Source organism: Pseudomonas sp. Pse79, from assembly GCF_024519615.1.
In the GTDB taxonomy this organism is placed as follows: domain Bacteria; phylum Pseudomonadota; class Gammaproteobacteria; order Pseudomonadales; family Pseudomonadaceae; genus Aquipseudomonas; species Aquipseudomonas veronii.
Genome location: NZ_JALJRR010000021.1, coordinates 20,456 through 37,423 on the forward strand (window position 1 = coordinate 20,456; position 16,968 = coordinate 37,423).

Genomic DNA, 16,968 nt, shown 5'->3' on the forward strand with positions numbered 1-16,968 from the left:
TTGAAGGGGTCAGGGGTATGAATAAGTCAGCGTCCGCACAAGGTTTGGATGATCCGATCCTGCAATGGGTTACCTTCAAACTGGACAACGAGTCCTACGGCATCAACGTCATGCGCGTGCAGGAAGTGCTGCGCTACACCGAAATCGCTCCGGTTCCGGGTGCGCCAAGCTACGTGCTGGGCATCATCAACCTGCGCGGCAACGTGGTGACGGTGATCGACACCCGCCAGCGTTTCGGTCTGATACCGACCGAAGTCAACGACAACACCCGCATCGTCATCATCGAGGCCGACAAGCAAGTGGTCGGGATCATGGTCGACAGCGTGGCCGAAGTGGTTTACCTGCGCCAATCGGAAGTGGAAACCGCGCCGAACGTGGGTAACGAAGAGTCGGCCAAGTTCATCCAGGGCGTCTGCAACAAGAACGGCGAACTGCTGATTCTGGTCGAGCTGGACAAAATGATGAGCGAAGAAGAATGGTCGGATCTGGAGAACATCTGATTGTTCCTTGAAGCAGCGGTGATCGTCCTGGCCCTGTTGTGGGCCGGGACGTTGGCGTTTTTGCTGCGCTATGTGCGCCAGCAACGCGAGTGGGTGGTGCAACAGGCCGAACGCGATGCCGTGCGTGACCGGCGCGTGGTGGAGTTGGCCAAGCGCGTCGATCACTTCCAGCAAAGTGCGGTGCGGGTCGGGGATGAGGTGCATGAACTGCGCGCGATCCTCGGGCCGTTGCCGGACAAGCTGGCGCAGATTGAACAGCGCGATCCCTCCAGCCTGTCTTTTGCCCAGGCGGCGAAGCTGGTCGGCATGGGCGCGACCGTGGATGAGCTGACGCAGTCGTGCGGCCTGACCCAGGCTGAGGCGCAGTTGATGAGTAAGTTGCACAAAAGCTGATTGCGCGCTGATGGGTATCTAGCGATCCAACTGTAGGCGCTGGCTTGCCCGCGCTTACAGGAAAGCAGCCTGGCGTCGCCTCTGGCCAATTAAATTGCAAACCCGATGGCTTTTTTTATCTCCTCAAAGGTCAACATCCTTCAAGCACCTTTGACCCCAGGAGAGCTCCCCCCATGACCACCCACAAAGCCCTGTTGATCCTCCACGGCAAGCAAGCCCTCAACGAGGACGTGCGCGCTGCCGTGCTGGCTCGGCGTGAGCAGGGCTGGGAGCTGGCGGTGCGGGTGACGTGGGAGGGCGGCGACGCGCAGCGGCTGGTCAACGAGGCCCTGGACGGCGGGTACACGCACATCATTGCCGGCGGCGGTGACGGCACCTTGCGCGATGTGGCCGAGGCGATGGCCCAGGCCGGGACCGACGCGAGCCTGGTGCTGATGCCGTTGGGCACCGCCAATGATTTTGCCCGCGCCGCCGGTGTGCCGCTGCAGCCCGATCAGGCCCTGGCGTTGCTGGATGTGCCGGCCAGGGCGATCGATCTCGGCCGCGTCGGCGGGCAAGTATTCCTCAACATGGCCACTGGCGGCTTCGGCAGCCAGGTCACCGCCAATACCTCCGAAGAACTGAAGAAAGTGCTGGGCGGCGCGGCCTATCTGTTCACCGGCTTGTCGCGCTTCAGTGAGTTGAAGGCCGCGTATGGCGAGCTGGAAGGCCCGGATTTCCATTGGAAAGGCGAGCTGCTCGCGCTGGGCATCGGCAACGGCCGCCAGGCAGGCGGTGGGCATGTGCTGTGCCCCGACGCACTGGCGGACGATGGGCTGCTGGACATCAGCATTTTGCCGGCCCCCCAGGAAGTGGTCGGCACCCTGCGTGAACTGATGAACAATGGCTGGGGCCTGGACACCATGTTTGTCCGCGCGCGCCTGCCGTGGGTCAAGATCAAGGTGGCGCAAGGTTTGTATATCAACCTGGATGGCGAACCGCTGCAAGGCGATGACCTGCATTTCGAGGTCGTGCCCAAGGCCCTGCGCGTCCATCTGCCGCCGGGTTCGCCCTTAGTCGTCCAGGCTGATGATCTGCTCGCGCACGGCAAATAACACCAGGCCCGCCACATCGAAAATCTGCAGGCGCTTCATGATTTGCGAGCGGTGGGCTTCCACGGTCTTGATGCTCAACCCGAGGCCGTGGGCGATTTCCCGGGTGGATTTGCCACGCACCACCAGGCGCAGGATTTCCAACTGGCGAGCGGTGAGGTTGTGGTTGTGGACGACCGGGGAGGACGGGGCCTGATTGCGTACCAGCGCCTGGCTGATCACGGTGTGGGCAATCGCCGGGCTCAGGTAGCGCTCGTCATTGCTCAGCGCCAGCAGTGCCTGCTCCAGTTCGTTGGCGCTGGTGTCCTTGAGCAGGTAGCCATGGGCGCCGGCCTCCAGGGCTCGCATGATCAGCTCCGGGTCGGTGTGCATCGACAGGATCAGCACCTTGCTTTTGGGGTAGGCCGTCTTGAGCTGGTGCAACGCATCCAGGCCGCCGGTGTGTTTCATCGACAGGTCCAGCAGCACGATATCCGGCAGCAGGGCGCTGAATGTTTCCAGCACCTGCGCGCCATCGCTGGCTTCGCCAATCACCGTGTAGCCGGGAATGTCCAGGACCAGCGCGCGGACGCCGGCCCTGATCAGTGCGTGGTCATCCACCAGGAGTAAAGTGCGGGTCACTCGAGAACCTTCAGGGGACTGGCCCGTTCGAGGGCGCGCGGCGCCCAGGGGAAAAGTGCGTCGATCCGCGTGCCTTTGCCTGGCTGGCTGCTGACGGACAAGGTGCCCCCCAGTTGATCAATCCGCTCGGACATGCCCGCCATGCCCCGTTGGCCTTCCAGGCCTGGGTTGCTGGCGGGCGAAAAGCCCTGGCCGTCATCACTGATAAACAGCGACAGGCCCTGGGGCAGGCGTTGCAGGCGAACCAGCAGGTTTTGCGCCTGGGCATGGCGCAGCATGTTGGTCACCGCTTCCTGGGTGATGCGAAAAGCGGCCACGGCCATTTCTTCGGGAATGCCGGTCAGCCGTTGCTGGCATTCCAGGCTCCAATGAATCGAGGTGTTTCCCAGGGTCTTGAGCAGGTGCGCGCGCAGGCTGGCTTCCAGGCCCAGGCTGGCCAACTGACGCGGGTTGAGAATGGCGGACACGTCGCGCACCTTGGCCAAGGTCTCGTTCAGGGTGTTGCACAGCACTGTGCATTGGCCCTGCAGGTCTTCCGGCAGGCGGCGCTTGAGCCATTCGCTTTGCAGCTTGGCGGCGGTGAGCAATTGGCCGATATCGTCGTGCAGCTCTCGGCTGAGGCGGTGCCGCTCGTTTTCCTGGACTTGCAGCAGGCGATCGGCCAGTTCCTGGGGCTGGAACTTGATCGATTTACGTGAGTTCCACTGCCGCAGGCCCACCAGCACCAGGGTGGCCACGTTGATCAGCAACACCATCAATGGCAAGGGCGTGGAGCGAGCGTAGGCCCACAGCCCCAGCAGCAGTGAGCACAGGCACAACACGAGAACCAGTCGACGGGCATTGCTGCGGGAAGCGGATTTGACGAGGAGTGACTTGAGGCTGGCGTACATAGCGGATGCTTTTCACGTTTTATGCATCATGACGTTAGGTCACTTCGAGGGCGGCATGGTACCACTTTGCTTACCGTTGGTCGCCAGGCGTCATTTGCACGGTGTGGGGGCATGCCTATTAAGAATAGTTATATGTTGGCGGTTGTTTTGTATGGATTGGCTTTATAGCGCGGGCAACTTGGTTGTCGCCACTTATTGCAGGGCACATTAGTTATTCTTGTCGTTTTTGGGCAAGACGCTGGGTGAAAGCGACACCTTAGTGCTTAACGGCGCAGTCATTCATGAAACGTGGTGCAGACGCTGTTGCGGCTTATTGGTGAAGTCCTTCTGCGGGATCTGGAGAGTGACCGTCGCAATCAGTGAGGTTTGTTCACTTTCATCCAGGCTCAACTCACCGGTGCGGGTGTCGATCAACTCCAGTTGCCACGCCAGTAACGTCAGGCAGTTGTTCAAGGCATCGAGGGCCTGATCGTGCAGTTGCAAAGGGCTCTGCGCGTTGGCAATCAGGTCTTGGATATGTCGCGAGAACTCGCTGATCGCCTGCAGAGCCAGATCATCGGCCTTTTCGGCGAGCGCCGTGAGGCTGAACTTCATGCAGTCGATGGCATCGCTGTCATTACGAATCAAATGCAGATGGCTCAAGCACTCTTCCGACTTTCTCAGCAGCTTTTCGGCCTCTAGCAGGAATTCGGGAAGTGTGGTTTGCCACTCGTTCGCGCTATTCATCATGCAAGTCTCCACAGCATACGGTCGGGCGATGAGATGTCGCACTGCGTGAATAGCGTAAAACTACCGCTGAAAGATGACTGAAATCTGTAGGGCGCTTCTGAGACTTTAGTAGGACGTTTATTTGAATGATCATGCGAGGCGCGCACTGCCCTCGTCATCGGGGCCGATTGCGCAACTTCGATTGCCGACAGGTGAGTGTCCGGAAGGCCCGCGGGCCTTGGGCTTACGATGGCAAACAAAAGCCTGACTCCATTCATGCAATGAGAATGGCGTCACATTAATGGCAATTAGATATCGCGAATATCAGGTTGGGCCTGATTGTGCCTAGGGGAATCCCTTACGCAGCGGAACCTTGCGCCGATTTGAATGTCGCGCAATGTTGCTATTCTGCCCAATGAAGAGGCCTGTGCAGTAAAGCATGATGTCAGTGTGACATCAATGGATTTGCGTGGCATTTTACAGGGGTCAAGGTCTGGCGCTTGCCGCCGATAACAAGCTTAGCGAACCGCATAATCCCTTAGCGCGACCTGCGCGCATATCAGGAGCTTTTAATGGCCGGCATTCTCGACACGGTAGATCAACGCACACAATTGGTGGGTGAGAATCGCCTGGAGATTCTCATGTTTCGCCTGGCCGGGCGGCAGCTGTTCGCGATCAACGTGTTCAAGGTGCAGGAGGTCTTGCAACTGCCCAAGCTGACCCTGATGCCTCAGCGCCACCCGTTTGTGTGCGGCGTGGTCAACCTGCGGGGCCAGACCCTGCCGGTGATCGACCTGTCCCAGGCCATCGGCATGCGCCCGCTGGTGCCGGGGCCCAACAGCACCATCATCGTCACCGAGTACAACCGCTCGGTGCAGGCGTTCCTGGTGGGCGGTGTCGATCGCATCGTCAACATGAACTGGGAAGCCATCCTGCCGCCGCCGACCAGCGCCGGGCGCCAGCACTACCTCACGGCCATCAGCAAGGTCGATGACCAGTTGGTGGAAATCATCGACGTGGAAAAAGTCCTCGCCGAGATCGTGCCATACAACGCCAAGGTCTCCCGCGATAAACTCGATGACCCGATACTGGAGCGCGCCCGTGGCCGTGAAGTGCTGCTGGTGGACGACTCCAATGTCGCGCTGTCGCAGTTGCGCGACACCCTGGGCCAGTTGGGCGTGAAGATGCACATCGCCAGTGACGGCCTCAAGGCGCTGAACATGCTCAAGGCCTGGGCCGACAGCGGCCAGGTGATGACCGACAAATTGCTGATGATCTTCACCGACGCCGAAATGCCTGAGATGGACGGCTACCGCCTGACCACCGAGATCCGCAATGACCCACGCCTGCGTGAGCTGTACGTGGTGCTGCACACCTCGCTGTCGGGCAGTTTCAACGAGTCGATGGTGAAGAAGGTCGGGTGCGATAACTTCCTGTCCAAATTCCAGCCGGACAAGCTGGTGGATGTGGTGCGTCAGCGACTGATGCTGGACGAAGCGCCGGCTTGACCTTAGGGTGACGGTTTTGCCCCTCAGGAATGCAGGCTCATGCTCCGTCTCAGCGCGCTGTACCGTTACCCTTTGAAATCCGGCAAGGCCGAAACGTTGCAGCAGATCGGCCTGGACAAGCTCGGGTTGGATGGCGATCGACGCTGGATGCTGGTGGACGAAGCCAGCGGGCGTTTCTTGACGCAGCGCGCCGTGGCGACGATGAGCCAGCTGTCGGCGCTGTGGAACCGCAGCGGTGGCCTGACCCTCAGTTCGCCTGGCTACGCAGCGCTGGACGTGGCGTTGCCCGGCAGCGAGGCTGAACTGCGCGGTGTGACCATCTGGCGCGACACCTTGCGCGTGCCGGATGCGGGCGATGCCGCCGCCGCCTGGGTCAGCGACTTTATCGGCAAGCCAACGCGGCTGGTCCACATCCCGCTGGAGCGCGCGCGCACCACACAAGCCGGTTATGGCAAGGACGATGATCAGGTCGCGTTCGCCGACGGTTACCCGTTGCTGCTGATCGGCCAGGCCTCCCTGGACGACCTGTCCCGGCACGTCGGTCGGCCCATGGAAATGCTGCGCTTTCGCCCCAACCTGGTGATCGACGGTGGCGATGCGTTCGCCGAAGACGGCTGGAAACGCCTGCGCATCGGCGATGTCGAGTTTCGCGTGGTCAAGCCGTGCTCACGCTGCATTCTGACCACCATCGACCCGCAGACCGGCGAGCGCAGTGCCGACCGCGAACCCTTCGTGACGCTGGAGGCCTATCGCAAGACCGAAGACGGCGCGATGTTCGGCCAGAACCTGGTCAACGATGGCGTGGGCCGCCTGGAAGTGGGCATGCCGGTGACTGTCCTCGAATAATGCGCCCCCAAAAAAAATGCCCGTCTCCTGCGAGACGGGCATTTTTTTCGCGCGGGAATTGCTTAGCCGCGGTATTCGCACAGGTAAGCGGTGTCCACGGCGACCTTCAGCTGGAACTTGCTGTTGGCCGGAACGTGGAACAGGCTGCCGGCGGCGAAGGTTTCCCAGGTGCTGCTGTCGGGCAGCTTGACGGTCAGGGCGCCGGATACCACGTGCATGATTTCACGCTGGGCGGTGCCGAATTCGTATTCACCCGGGGCCATGACGCCGATGGTCGCCGGACCTTCTGCGGTGCCGAAAGCGATCGACTTGACGGTGCCGTCGAAGTACTCGTTGACTTTAAACATGGGCGAATCCTCGGAAAAAGGGTCTGGAAAGGTCGGCCAGTATGCCCAAGGGCAAGGGAGCTGCCTAGACCGGCAAAATCAGCGGTAACAGGCGTGCGGTGTTGCGCGCATCTTCCAGCGCCCGGTGTTGCTGGCCATTGAACTGCATTCCCGCCAATTGCAGGGCGCTATTGAGCCCCGTTGGCTTGTCCAGGCGCCGGGCCTTGGCGAAGCGTTGCTTGAGGTTGATATGGGGCGTTTGGGCCAGCGCGCTGCTCAGGCCATGGCGCTGCCACTCCAGCTCGAGCTGCTGGCGATCGTAGTCGCCCCAGCTGGCCCAACCTTCCAGGTGTGCCTGATGCTGGCCCAGCCAGCGCTCGAACAGCGCCCACACTTCGCCGAAAGGCGCGGCGCTGTCCATGTTCGCCTGGGTGATATGGGTCAGCTTGCGGCAGAAGGGCGTCAGCAATGGACGCCGCTGCGGTCGCACAAAACGCTGGAAATGATCCAACTCGCGGCCCTGGCGGTTGACCAGGCTTGCGCCGATCTCGATGACTTCCATCTCCGTCACGGGCCAGCCGCCGTCATCCGTTGTGGCTTCAAGGTCAATAATCAGCCAATGAGGCATCGTGCAGGTTCCCGTACTCTTCCCGTCCTGATGGGGATAGAGCGTAGCCCGGCCGCGTAGTTCCGCCCAGGCTTTATTCGATCTCCAGCAACACCTGGCGATTGCGCACCTGATCGCCGGCCATGACCTGCACGGCCTTGACCACACCGTCGATGCCGGCCTTCAGCGGATGCTCCATTTTCATCGCTTCGAGCACCAGCAGCAGTTGCCCCTGAGTGACGCGTTCACCGGCGCGCACGCGCACATCGACGATGGCGCCGTCCATCGGCGCCTCGACCCTGCCGCCGCCGGTTGGGGGCTGGCGGTTGGCAACGTGGTGGGTGCGGTTGGTCACGCTCACGCCCGGTAGCCACAGCTGGGCACCGTCGAGGTGGTAGGCACTGCGGCGGCGGATGCCGTTGATCACTGCGGTGGCCCAGCGGCCGTCGCTGCTGAGGTGGCGGATGTCGATGCCGTTGGCCTGCAGGTGATGGTCGGCCAGGACGCTGACCGTGATGTCCTGGACCGCATCGTCGACGGCCAACTGATAGCTCCACGGCACGTCAGCGCCGTTGCGCCACCCTGATAAGGCCGGGGCATGGGCCTGAGCGCTGTGTTGATAAAACAGCGCGGCGGCCAGGGCCAGCTGTTCGGCGGATGCGCGGGGGCGGCGGATCTCGCTGAAGTGTTCGGCGATCAACGCGGTGCTGAAGTCGCCGTGGATAAACTTCGGGTGCTTGAGCAGGTCGGTCAACAGCTGCTGGTTGCTCGCCACGCCCAGCAGCACCGTGTCCTCCACGGCGCGCAGCAGCTTGCGCCGCGCCTCCTCGCGGGTGGCGCCATGGGCGACGATCTTGCCGAGCAGCGGGTCATAGAACGGGCTGATGCGCTGACCTTCGAGAACCCCGTGGTCGACCCGCACGCCCGCGGCCGGTTCCCAGCGCAACACCGCACCGGTTTGCGGCAGAAAGCCCTGGGCCGGGTCTTCGGCGTACAGGCGCACTTCCATGGCGTGGCCGCTGAGGCTGACCTGCGCTTGCTGTAACGGCAGCGGTTGGCCGGCGGCAATTTGCAGTTGCCAGTCGACCAGATCGAGGCCGCTGATCAGTTCGGTGACCGGGTGTTCGACTTGCAGGCGAGTGTTCATCTCCAGGAAGTAGAACCGGCCGTCGCGGTCGAGCAGGAACTCCACCGTCCCGGCACCGACGTAATTCACCGCACGCCCGGCCTTCAGCGCCGCGTCGCCCATGGCCTGGCGCAGGGCCGGGGTCATCACCGGGCAGGGCGCCTCTTCAATGATTTTCTGATGGCGGCGCTGGACCGAGCAGTCGCGTTCGCCGAGGTGGATCAGGTTGCCGTGGCTGTCGCCGAACAGCTGGATTTCGACGTGGCGCGGTTCGATCAGCGCCTGTTCCAGGATCAGTTCGTCACTGCCGAATGCATTCAGGGCTTCGGAGCGGGCGCTGCGCAGTTGCTCTTGCAGGTGTTCGCGCTGATGCACCAGGCGCATACCTCGGCCGCCGCCGCCGGCACTGGCCTTGATCATCAGCGGGAAGCCGATGCGTTCAGCTTCTATTTGCAACGTGGCGTCGTCCTGGGCGCTGCCTTGGTAGCCGGCGATGCACGGGACACCGGCCTCGAGCATGGCGAGTTTGGACCGACGCTTGCTGCCCATCAGTTCGATGGCCTCGACGCTGGGGCCGATGAAGGTCAGCCCGGCGTTTATGCAGGCGCGGGCGAAATCGGGGTTTTCAGAGAGAAAGCCATAACCGGGGTGGACCGCGTCGGCACCCGTGCGTTGGGCTGCGCTGAGAATCTCCGGGATATTCAGGTAGGACTGCTGCACCGGCGCCGGGCCGATATTCACGGCTTCGTCGGCCATCTGCACGTGCGCAGCCTGGGCGTCGGCGTCGCTGTAGACCGCTACGGTGCGATAGCCCAAGGCCTGGGCGGTGCGCTGGATGCGGCAGGCGATTTCGCCGCGGTTGGCGATCAGGATCTTGTTCATTCGGCCCACCGTGGCTTGCGCTGTTGCACAAAGGCCTGGGTGCCTTCGATCCCTTCTTCGCCCGTCGCCGCCTCGGCGAACCACGCGGCGGCCTGATCCAGCAACGGCCCCAGCGGTTGCTCCGCGCTGGCCAGCAGCAAGGCCTTGGTCCGCCCATTCGCCCCCGGCGCGCAACGCAATACCTGGCCCAGCACTTCATCCAGGCGTTCGGCCAACGCCTGCGGATCGCGCTCGACAAAATGCACCACGCCCAAGCGCTCAGCCTCGACCCCGTCGAACCGCGCCGCCGTCAGCGCCAGCCGGCGCGCGTGCGTCAGACCGATGCGCTTGACCACAAACGGCGCGATCTGCGCCGGCAGCAAGCCCAGGCTGGTCTCGGGCAAGCCGAACTGCGCCTGGTGATCAGCCAGCGCAATATCACTGACGCACGCCAAACCAAAGCCACCGCCCAGCACCGCGCCTTGCAGCACCACGATCACCACTTGGGGCACGGCTTCAACTTCCTGCAGCAAGGTGCCGAACGCGCGGTTCAGCGTCTGCAATTGCGCCTTGTCGCTGGCGCCGAGCAGGTCTTTCACATCCGCCCCGGCACAGAAATGCCCGGCCGCGCCGCTGATCACCAGCGCGCGCACCTGATCGTCCAACTGCGCCAGCACCGCGCGCAGTTCATTGACCATCTCCAGGCTCATCGCGTTGCGGCTTTGCGGACGGTTGAGGGTGATGTGCAGCACCCCGTTATGGGGTTCGAGCAGCAGGGTGTTCATGGTTTTTTCCCCGGCAGGGTGCCCATCAGTTTGCAGATGATGCCCAGCATGATTTCGTCGGCGCCGCCGCCAATCGACACCAGGCGCATATCGCGATAGGCGCGGGCCACCGGGTTGTCCCACATAAAGCCCATGCCGCCCCAGTATTGCAGGCAACTGTCGCTGACTTCGCGGCCCAGCCGCCCGGCCTTGAGCTTGGCCATGGAGGCCAGGCGCGTCACGTCCTGGCCTTTGATGTACTGCTCGGTGGCCTGGTAGACCAGGGCGCGCAGGCATTCGATTTCGGTGGCCAGTTCGGCCAGGCGAAAGTGAATCACCTGATTGTCGATCAGCGCTTTGCCGAAGGTCTGGCGCTCCTTGCAGTATTCGATCGTGCTGTCGATGCAGGACTCCAGGCCCTTGATCATATTGGCCGCGCCAAACAGGCGTTCTTCCTGGAATTGCAGCATCTGCATCATGAACCCCGCACCTTCATGGCCGATGCGGTTGCGTTGCGGCACACGCACGCCGTCGAAGAACACCTGGGCGGTCTCGGAGCTGTGCATGCCGAGTTTTTCCAAGGGCGGGCTGACGCTGATCCCCAGTGTGTTCATCGGCACCATGATCAGCGACTTGTTGAGGTGCGGCTTGTCGTCGGAGGTGTTGGCCAGCAGGCACATGAAGTCGGCGCTCGGCGAGTTGGTGATCCACATTTTGCTGCCGTCGATCACGTAGTCGTCGCCGTCCTTGCGTGCCTGGGTCTTCAGCCCGGCCACATCGGAACCGGCGCCGGCTTCCGAGACGCCGATGCAACCGACTTGCTCGCCGCTGATGGCCGGGCGCAGGAATTCTTCGCGCAGTGCGTCGCAGCCGAAGCGGGCGAGGGCGGGGGTACACATGTCGGTCTGTACGCCGATGGACATGGGGATGCCGCCGCAGCGGATGCTGCCGAATTCTTCGGCGGCGACGATGGAGTAGCTGTAGTCCAGGCCCATGCCGCCGAATTGCTCGGGTTTGGAGATGCCCAGCAGGCCGAGGTCGCCGGCCTTGCGCAAGATATCGTGGATGGGGAAGCGGCCGGCTTTTTCCCATTCGTTGACGTGGGGGTTGATCTCGCGGTCGACGAAGGCGCGGACGGTGCGGCGCAGTGCCTGGTGTTCCTGGGTGAAGATCATTTTTTATTGTTCTCCGTGTGGGCGTTCTTCGGGTGTGCATGGCTCCATCTGTGGGAGCTGGTTTGCTGGCGGTCTTACAGCGGGTAGATATCCAATGGGCTCACCTCGCTCGAAATTGGGCTCACCTCGCTCCAAATGTGGGAGGGGGCTTGCCCCCGATGGCGGCCTCTTGGCCGACCATTTTTTTGGGTTGAGTACATATCCGTTTCTTTGGTAACGGCTGCTATGGGTTCCGCTCTTACAGCGGGTCACTTTTGGAAAAGAGCCCAAAAGTAACCAAAAGGGCTCTTGCCCCACCACTCGGATTCAAGCCTGCGTTCGGCCAGCGTGGTTTGACGGGGCGCCTAAGATCAAGATCAAGATCAAAAGCAGAGCAACAGCAGAGCAACAGCAGGGTTTTGTTGTCTTGATGACTTTAGAGCCGTGCTACGCCAAAGCTGTTCGGTTGCAACGTCCGTATGTCGGCTTCCTGGCAGATATCCAGTAGGAAGCCCAGCAACGTGCGGGTATCCCGTGGGTCGATCAGGCCGTCATCCCATAGGTTTGCACTGCCGTACAGTGCGGTGGATTGGCTGTCGAGTTTCTGTGCGGTGACTTGTTCCAGCATGTCGAGCATCTTGGGGTCGGGGGTCAGGCCGTCTTTCCGTTGTTTGGCTTCGGTGACGATGCGCAGTACTTTGCCGGCCTGGGCGCCGCCCATCACGGCGGTGCGGCTGTTGGGCCAGGCGAAGATGAAGCGCGGGTCGAGGCCGCGGCCGCACATGGCGTAGTTGCCGGCGCCGTAGGAGCCGCCGACCACCACGGTGAGTTTAGGCACACGGGCATTGGCCACCGCCTGGATCATCTTCGCGCCGTGCTTGATCACGCCTTGCTGTTCCGCCTCGGTGCCGACCATAAAGCCGGTGGTGTTGTGCAGGAACAGCAGCGGCGTGCGGCTCTGGTCGCACAGTTGGATGAATTGCGCGGCCTTGCTGGCGCCCTTGGGCGTGATCGGGCCGTTATTGCCGATCACGCCGACGGCGCGGCCCTGGATGTGCAGGTGGCCGCACACGGTATGTGCGTCGAACTCGCCCTTGAACTCGAGGAAATTCGAACCGTCGGCCAGGCGTGCGAGGATTTCGCGGACGTCGTAGGGTTTTTTCGGGTCGTCGGGGATCAGCCCGAGCAGTTCGTCGATGGGGTACAGCGGCTCGGCATACGTGCGTTTGGGCATCGACGGCAGGCGCTCGTTCCACGGCAGCAGGCTGACGATTTCGCGCACGATCCGCACCCCGTCGGCATCGTTTTCCGCCAGGTATTCCGCGGTGCCGGCGATTTGCGCGTGCATCTCGGCGCCGCCCAGTGCTTCATCGGTGGCGACTTCGCCGGTCGCGGCCTTGAGCAGCGGCGGGCCGGCCAGGAACAGCTTGGCCTTGCCGCGCACCACCACCACGTAATCCGACAGCCCCGGCTGATACGCGCCGCCCGCCGTGGCCGAGCCATGGACTACGGTGATCTGCGGCAAGCCCATGGCCGACATGCGCGCCTGGTTGGCGAAGCTGCGCGCGCCTTCGACGAAAATCTCCGCCGCGTAGTTGAGGTTGGCGCCGCCGCTTTCGGCGAGGGTCACCACCGGCAGTTGGTTTTCCATCGCGATCTGTTGCAGGCGCAGGGATTTCTTCAGGCCCGTGGGGGAAATGGTGCCGCCCTTGATCGCGCTGTTATTCGCCACCACCAGCACGCGCACGCCGCTGACGTAACCGATGCCGGCGATCAACCCGCCGCCGGCGGCGCTGCCGTCCTTGTCGTCATGGAGTTTGTAGCCGGCCAGGCTGGCCAGTTCCAGGAACGGCGCGCCAGGGTCCAGCAGCAGGTTGAGGCGTTCACGCGGCAGCAATTGCCCGCGTTTGTCGAACTTGGGCTTGGCTTCCTGCGCCTTGCTCAACAGGTTCTGCTCCAACAGGCGCAGTTGCTGCAGGCTCGCCAGCAGCGCTTCGCGGTTGCGCACGAAGTCTGGGCTGTGGGCGTCGATCAGGGTTTCGATCACCGGCATGGTTTATGACTCCCCTTTGAGGACATCCGGCAGGTCGGCTTTGAAGATCGAGTCGAAGGCCACGGCAACGCTCCTTTACGTGAGTTGATCGGCGATGTGTTGCGGCACGGCGATGGGGATTTCCAGCAACTGCTGGGCAAACGCCTTGCCCTGCGGGTCGATGCGCAGGCTGGCGATGCCGCCGCCGCCCAAGGCGTTTTCCAGCAGGAAGTTGAGGCTGTGGCTGCCGGGCAGGTACCAGCGTTCGACGCGACCGTGGACCGGGTCGAGCACGTGGCCCATCCAGTCGACGACCACGGCCGGGGTCAGGGCTTCGGCGATCCACGGCAGGTACGCCGGGTCGCGGGCAATCACCCCGATGTTGCTGTGGTTGCCCTTGTCGCCGGAACGGGCCACCGCGAGTTTCACCAGGGGCACGCTGGCATCGGCGCGGCCTTGGGGTTTGGGCGGTTCGAGGGCGGCGGCCGGCGTGCCCAGTGCGTGGCTGGCCGGAAGCGCGCAAGCGTGGCGTTCACCCTGCAAATCAATCGCCAGCTCACAGGACGATTTATCGATCAGGAACGAAAACAGTCGAATCAACGGATACACCGTCGGCCGCCCGCCGACGATGCCGGTCAGCCCCGGTGCCATGCCGGTGGCGGCCTGGGCGATTTCGCGGGCGAACAGCACCAGCGCCGGCTTGCTCGGGTGGCGCACCGCCAACTTCACCACCACCTCGCGGCAGTCCCGGCGTCGCGCATGCGCGCCGTAGGTGGCTTCGCTGCCGAGCAGTTCGATGTTCACCTCGGTGTAGGGCGCCCAACCGCGCTGGCTGAACAGCTCCGACGTCTTGTCGATAATCGCCTGGGCGACCCGCTCGGCCTTGGCCACCGCGTCGATCCCAGCGATCAGGCAACTGGCGGTGCAGCGAAAGCCATCCGGGTAAGTGGCGCTGACTTTGTATTGAGCGGTCGGCGGCAAACCCTTGGCACCGTGCAGACGCACACTGTGTTTGCCTTGCTGCTGCAATTTGACCTGGCTGAAATCGCAGATCACATCGGGCAGCAAGTAGGCGCGCGGGTCGCCGATTTCGTAGAGCAGTTGTTCGGCCACGCTCAGCTCGCTGATCAACCCGCCGCTGCCCGCGACTTTATTCACGGTGAACTGGCCGTCGGCGCTGACGTCGACGATGGGAAAACCGATGTGCTCGTAATCCGGTACGTCGCGCCAGTCGGTGAAGTTGCCGCCGGTACACTGCGCGCCGCATTCGACGATATGCCCGGCCAGGGCGGCCTGGGCGAGGCGGTCGTAGTCCTGCCATGACCAGTTGAACTCATGCACCAACGCGGCGCTGACCACCGCGCTGTCGACCACCCGCCCGGTGATGACGATATCCGCCCCCAGCTCAAGCGCGCGGACAATGCCCGGCGCGCCGAGGTAGGCATTGGCGGACACGCACAGCGGCGGCAGCGGCGCGCCGTTGAACATGTCGACGCTGCCGCGCAGGTGTTTGAGTTGGGGCTGCAGGTCATCGCCCAGCAGCACGGCGATTTTCAGCGGCAGTTGCGCCGCGTCGCAGGCCGCTTGCAGGGCGGCGGCGCAGGCCTGGGGGTGGATGCCCCCCGCGTTGCTGATCACACGGATGCCCTGGCGCTGGATCTCGGCCAGCAGCGGCGACAGCACCTCGACAAAGTCCGTGGCGTAGCCGGCCTGGGGATCTTTGATCCGCGCAGCGGCGAGGATCGACATCGTGACTTCCGCCAGGTAGTCGAACACCAGATAGTCCAGCTTGCCGCCGTGTACCAACTGGGCGGCGGCGGTGCAGGTGTCGCCCCAGAAGGCGCTGGCGCAGCCGATGCGAACCGTCTTGCTCATGAGAAATCCTTCCTCGAATGGCTGGCGACGAGACTACCAAGCAAGCGCTTGGTTTGTAAACTCCGGACACAAGTTTTCAGCCAAGCGCTTGCTTGGCTGGCAGGCACGGCCTAAATTGCCGGCCAAGATGTCAGCAGACGTAAAGGAGAGCAGCATGGATGAGCACAAAGCCCTGCGGGTGATGCGCGCCATGGTCGACGGCGGCCAATTGACCGACCCCGACAGTGCCCGGGGCAAGTTGCTGCAAACCGCGGCTCACCTGTTTCGCAACAAGGGCTTCGAGCGCACCACCGTGCGCGACCTGGCCGGTGCCGTGGGCATCCAGTCCGGCAGCATCTTTCATCACTTCAAGAGCAAGGACGAGATCCTGCGCGCGGTGATGGAAGAAACCATCCGCTACAACACTGCGCTGATGCGTGCGTCGCTGGAAGAGGCTAGCACGGTGCGCGAGCGCGTGCTGGCGCTGATTCGCTGCGAATTGCAGTCGATCATGGGCGGCAGCGGCGAAGCCATGGCGGTGTTGGTGTACGAGTGGCGTTCGCTGTCGGCCGAGGGCCAGGCCCAGGTGCTGGCCTTGCGTGATGTCTATGAAGCGATCTGGCTGCAGGTGCTGGGCGAGGCCAAGGCCGCCGGCTATATCAAGGGGGATGTGTTTATCGCCCGGCGCTTCCTCACCGGTGCCTTGTCCTGGACCACCACTTGGTTCCGCGCCGAGGGCAGCTTGACCCTCGAGCAGTTGGCCGAAGAGGCGTTGTTGATGGTTTTGAAGGCTGATTGAGGCGCAAGCTATTAATTTTCCGGTGGAAGTTGTCTCGCCAGACAAAAACGCCTAGCTTATTGCCATCAGCAGGTTAAACGGTGTGTGCCTTAATGTTTTCGCCATGGCGACTGGCTGCAGGACTTACTTTATGGGCACTGGGCACCGTTGCGTGGATGCCGGCTTCGGCTGCGCAATTGGTGAGGATCGGCGCTGCGCATTTTCCGCCGTACACCGTGCGCCCCGAGCAGGGCGCCGACACCGGATTGCTGCCGCAGTTGGTCGAAGCCCTGAACGCCTCGCAAACCGACTATCAGTTCGTGCTGGTGCCGACCTCGATCCCGCGACGCTTTCGCGATTTCGAGCAGGGCCGGGTCGACGTGGCGATTTTCGAAAACCCCGACTGGGGCTGGCAGAAGATTCCTCACACCACGGTCGACATGGGCCTGGAAGATGCCGAAATCTTCGTCGCCCAGCGTGAGCCCGATCGCGACCAGAATTATTTCACCAGCCTTGGCGGCAAGCGCCTGGCGGTATTCAGCGGTTATCACTACGCCTTCGCCAACTTCAATGCCGACCCCAAGTTCATGGCCGAGCACTTCAACGCGACGTTGACCTACTCCCATGACAGCAACCTGCTGATGGTCGCGCGCGGTCGCGCCGATATCGCCCTGGTGACCCGCTCGTACCTGAGTGATTTTCTGGCGCGCAACGTCGACATGGCCGCCCAGTTCCTGATCTCGGAGCGCGTCGACCAGGTGTACCATCACTATGCGTTGCTGCGGCCCAAGGCGCCGATCAGCAGCGCAGCGTTTGCCGGCCTGCTCAAACGTTTGCGCGATGACGGCGAGCTGTTGAAGATATTCGAGCCCTATCGCATCGATGTGACGGCGGTGCCCTGAGGTTTCG

17 protein-coding genes are annotated in these 16,968 nt (G+C 62.7%); 7 read left to right on the plus strand and 10 right to left on the minus strand.

Going from position 1 to position 16,968, the window contains the following annotated elements:
- Positions 1–17 precede the first annotated feature (17 nt).
- From NR164_RS22865 to yegS, 3 genes are all read left to right on the plus strand, one after another.
- Positions 18–500, plus strand: a complete 483-nt coding sequence (locus NR164_RS22865; RefSeq protein WP_017849392.1) for a chemotaxis protein CheW — start codon at positions 18–20, stop codon at positions 498–500.
- Positions 501–893 carry a DUF2802 domain-containing protein gene (locus NR164_RS22870; protein ID WP_046382529.1) on the plus strand — a complete coding sequence of 131 codons (393 nt, stop codon included), beginning with the start codon at positions 501–503 and terminating at the stop codon, positions 891–893. It begins immediately after the preceding gene.
- 173 nt (positions 894–1,066) lie between these two features.
- On the plus strand, positions 1,067–1,987 hold the full coding sequence (gene yegS, locus NR164_RS22875; RefSeq protein WP_046382530.1) for a lipid kinase YegS: 921 nt from the start codon (positions 1,067–1,069) through the stop codon (positions 1,985–1,987).
- On the opposite strand, the gene NR164_RS22880 is transcribed toward yegS, so the two are convergent.
- The 3 genes from NR164_RS22880 to NR164_RS22890 form a co-directional block, all read right to left on the minus strand.
- A complete protein-coding gene (locus NR164_RS22880) occupies positions 1,946–2,605 on the minus strand; it encodes a response regulator transcription factor (RefSeq protein WP_017849395.1) in 660 nt (219 codons plus the stop codon). The genes yegS and NR164_RS22880 overlap by 42 nt on opposite strands.
- Complete coding sequence (locus tag NR164_RS22885) at positions 2,602–3,495, minus strand: sensor histidine kinase (RefSeq protein ID WP_046382531.1); 894 nt, start codon at positions 3,493–3,495, stop codon at positions 2,602–2,604. Before NR164_RS22885 ends, NR164_RS22880 begins: the two co-directional genes overlap by 4 nt.
- Positions 3,496–3,774: 279 nt before the next feature.
- Positions 3,775–4,224 (minus strand): hypothetical protein, encoded by a 450-nt coding sequence (locus NR164_RS22890; RefSeq protein WP_169865368.1) that lies wholly within the window; start codon positions 4,222–4,224, stop codon positions 3,775–3,777.
- A 551-nt stretch (positions 4,225–4,775) separates the two neighbouring features.
- On the opposite strand from NR164_RS22890, the gene NR164_RS22895 reads away from it, so the two are divergent.
- Both NR164_RS22895 and NR164_RS22900 read left to right on the plus strand, forming a co-directional pair.
- Entirely contained in the window at positions 4,776–5,711 is a 936-nt protein-coding gene (locus tag NR164_RS22895) for a chemotaxis protein CheV (protein WP_046382532.1), read from the plus strand.
- A gap of 39 nt (positions 5,712–5,750) precedes the next feature.
- Complete coding sequence (locus tag NR164_RS22900; RefSeq protein WP_046382533.1) at positions 5,751–6,557, plus strand: MOSC domain-containing protein; 807 nt, start codon at positions 5,751–5,753, stop codon at positions 6,555–6,557.
- Between the two features lie 62 nt (positions 6,558–6,619).
- Here NR164_RS22900 and NR164_RS22905 read toward each other — a convergent pair whose 3' ends face one another.
- The 7 genes from NR164_RS22905 to NR164_RS22935 all read right to left on the minus strand — a co-directional run bounded on the left by NR164_RS22905 (position 6,620) and on the right by NR164_RS22935 (position 15,302).
- Positions 6,620–6,904: a pyrimidine/purine nucleoside phosphorylase gene (locus NR164_RS22905; protein ID WP_017849400.1), complete on the minus strand. Its 285-nt coding sequence runs from the start codon at positions 6,902–6,904 to the stop codon at positions 6,620–6,622.
- Positions 6,905–6,968: 64 nt separating this feature from the next.
- On the minus strand, positions 6,969–7,511 hold the full coding sequence (locus tag NR164_RS22910) for an exonuclease domain-containing protein (protein ID WP_079444445.1): 543 nt from the start codon (positions 7,509–7,511) through the stop codon (positions 6,969–6,971).
- Positions 7,512–7,584: 73 nt separating this feature from the next.
- Positions 7,585–9,498: an acetyl/propionyl/methylcrotonyl-CoA carboxylase subunit alpha gene (locus NR164_RS22915; RefSeq protein WP_306218228.1), complete on the minus strand. Its 1,914-nt coding sequence runs from the start codon at positions 9,496–9,498 to the stop codon at positions 7,585–7,587.
- A complete protein-coding gene (locus NR164_RS22920) occupies positions 9,495–10,262 on the minus strand; it encodes an enoyl-CoA hydratase/isomerase family protein (protein WP_046382536.1) in 768 nt (255 codons plus the stop codon). Before NR164_RS22920 ends, NR164_RS22915 begins: the two co-directional genes overlap by 4 nt.
- Positions 10,259–11,416 carry a citronellyl-CoA dehydrogenase gene (atuD, locus tag NR164_RS22925; RefSeq protein WP_256823299.1) on the minus strand — a complete coding sequence of 386 codons (1,158 nt, stop codon included), beginning with the start codon at positions 11,414–11,416 and terminating at the stop codon, positions 10,259–10,261. Before atuD ends, NR164_RS22920 begins: the two co-directional genes overlap by 4 nt.
- Positions 11,417–11,831: 415 nt before the next feature.
- The gene (gene atuC / locus NR164_RS22930) at positions 11,832–13,448 is read right to left on the minus strand and encodes a geranyl-CoA carboxylase subunit beta (protein ID WP_256823300.1); all 1,617 of its coding nucleotides are present in this window, start codon (positions 13,446–13,448) and stop codon (positions 11,832–11,834) included.
- A gap of 75 nt (positions 13,449–13,523) precedes the next feature.
- Complete coding sequence (locus tag NR164_RS22935; RefSeq protein WP_256823301.1) at positions 13,524–15,302, minus strand: acyclic terpene utilization AtuA family protein; 1,779 nt, start codon at positions 15,300–15,302, stop codon at positions 13,524–13,526.
- A gap of 154 nt (positions 15,303–15,456) precedes the next feature.
- Between NR164_RS22935 and NR164_RS22940 the strand changes: the two genes are divergently transcribed.
- Both NR164_RS22940 and NR164_RS22945 read left to right on the plus strand, forming a co-directional pair.
- Entirely contained in the window at positions 15,457–16,080 is a 624-nt protein-coding gene (locus tag NR164_RS22940; protein WP_046382540.1) for a TetR/AcrR family transcriptional regulator, read from the plus strand.
- Between the two features lie 92 nt (positions 16,081–16,172).
- Positions 16,173–16,961, plus strand: a complete 789-nt coding sequence (locus NR164_RS22945; RefSeq protein ID WP_026139881.1) for an ABC transporter substrate-binding protein — start codon at positions 16,173–16,175, stop codon at positions 16,959–16,961.
- Positions 16,962–16,968 lie beyond the last annotated feature (7 nt).

Coding starts and splice junctions, on each gene's coding strand:
- NR164_RS22865 (WP_017849392.1), top strand. CDS start 18: ATGAATAAGTCAGCGTCCGCACAAGGTTTGGATGATCCGATCCTGCAA.
- yegS (WP_046382530.1), top strand. CDS start 1,067: ATGACCACCCACAAAGCCCTGTTGATCCTCCACGGCAAGCAAGCCCTC.
- NR164_RS22885 (WP_046382531.1), bottom strand. CDS start 3,495: ATGTACGCCAGCCTCAAGTCACTCCTCGTCAAATCCGCTTCCCGCAGC.
- NR164_RS22890 (WP_169865368.1), bottom strand. CDS start 4,224: ATGATGAATAGCGCGAACGAGTGGCAAACCACACTTCCCGAATTCCTG.
- NR164_RS22895 (WP_046382532.1), top strand. CDS start 4,776: ATGGCCGGCATTCTCGACACGGTAGATCAACGCACACAATTGGTGGGT.
- NR164_RS22900 (WP_046382533.1), top strand. CDS start 5,751: ATGCTCCGTCTCAGCGCGCTGTACCGTTACCCTTTGAAATCCGGCAAG.
- NR164_RS22905 (WP_017849400.1), bottom strand. CDS start 6,904: ATGTTTAAAGTCAACGAGTACTTCGACGGCACCGTCAAGTCGATCGCT.
- NR164_RS22910 (WP_079444445.1), bottom strand. CDS start 7,511: ATGCCTCATTGGCTGATTATTGACCTTGAAGCCACAACGGATGACGGC.
- NR164_RS22915 (WP_306218228.1), bottom strand. CDS start 9,498: ATGAACAAGATCCTGATCGCCAACCGCGGCGAAATCGCCTGCCGCATC.
- NR164_RS22920 (WP_046382536.1), bottom strand. CDS start 10,262: ATGAACACCCTGCTGCTCGAACCCCATAACGGGGTGCTGCACATCACC.
- atuD (WP_256823299.1), bottom strand. CDS start 11,416: ATGATCTTCACCCAGGAACACCAGGCACTGCGCCGCACCGTCCGCGCC.
- atuC (WP_256823300.1), bottom strand. CDS start 13,448: ATGCCGGTGATCGAAACCCTGATCGACGCCCACAGCCCAGACTTCGTG.
- NR164_RS22935 (WP_256823301.1), bottom strand. CDS start 15,302: ATGAGCAAGACGGTTCGCATCGGCTGCGCCAGCGCCTTCTGGGGCGAC.
- NR164_RS22940 (WP_046382540.1), top strand. CDS start 15,457: ATGGATGAGCACAAAGCCCTGCGGGTGATGCGCGCCATGGTCGACGGC.
- NR164_RS22945 (WP_026139881.1), top strand. CDS start 16,173: ATGTTTTCGCCATGGCGACTGGCTGCAGGACTTACTTTATGGGCACTG.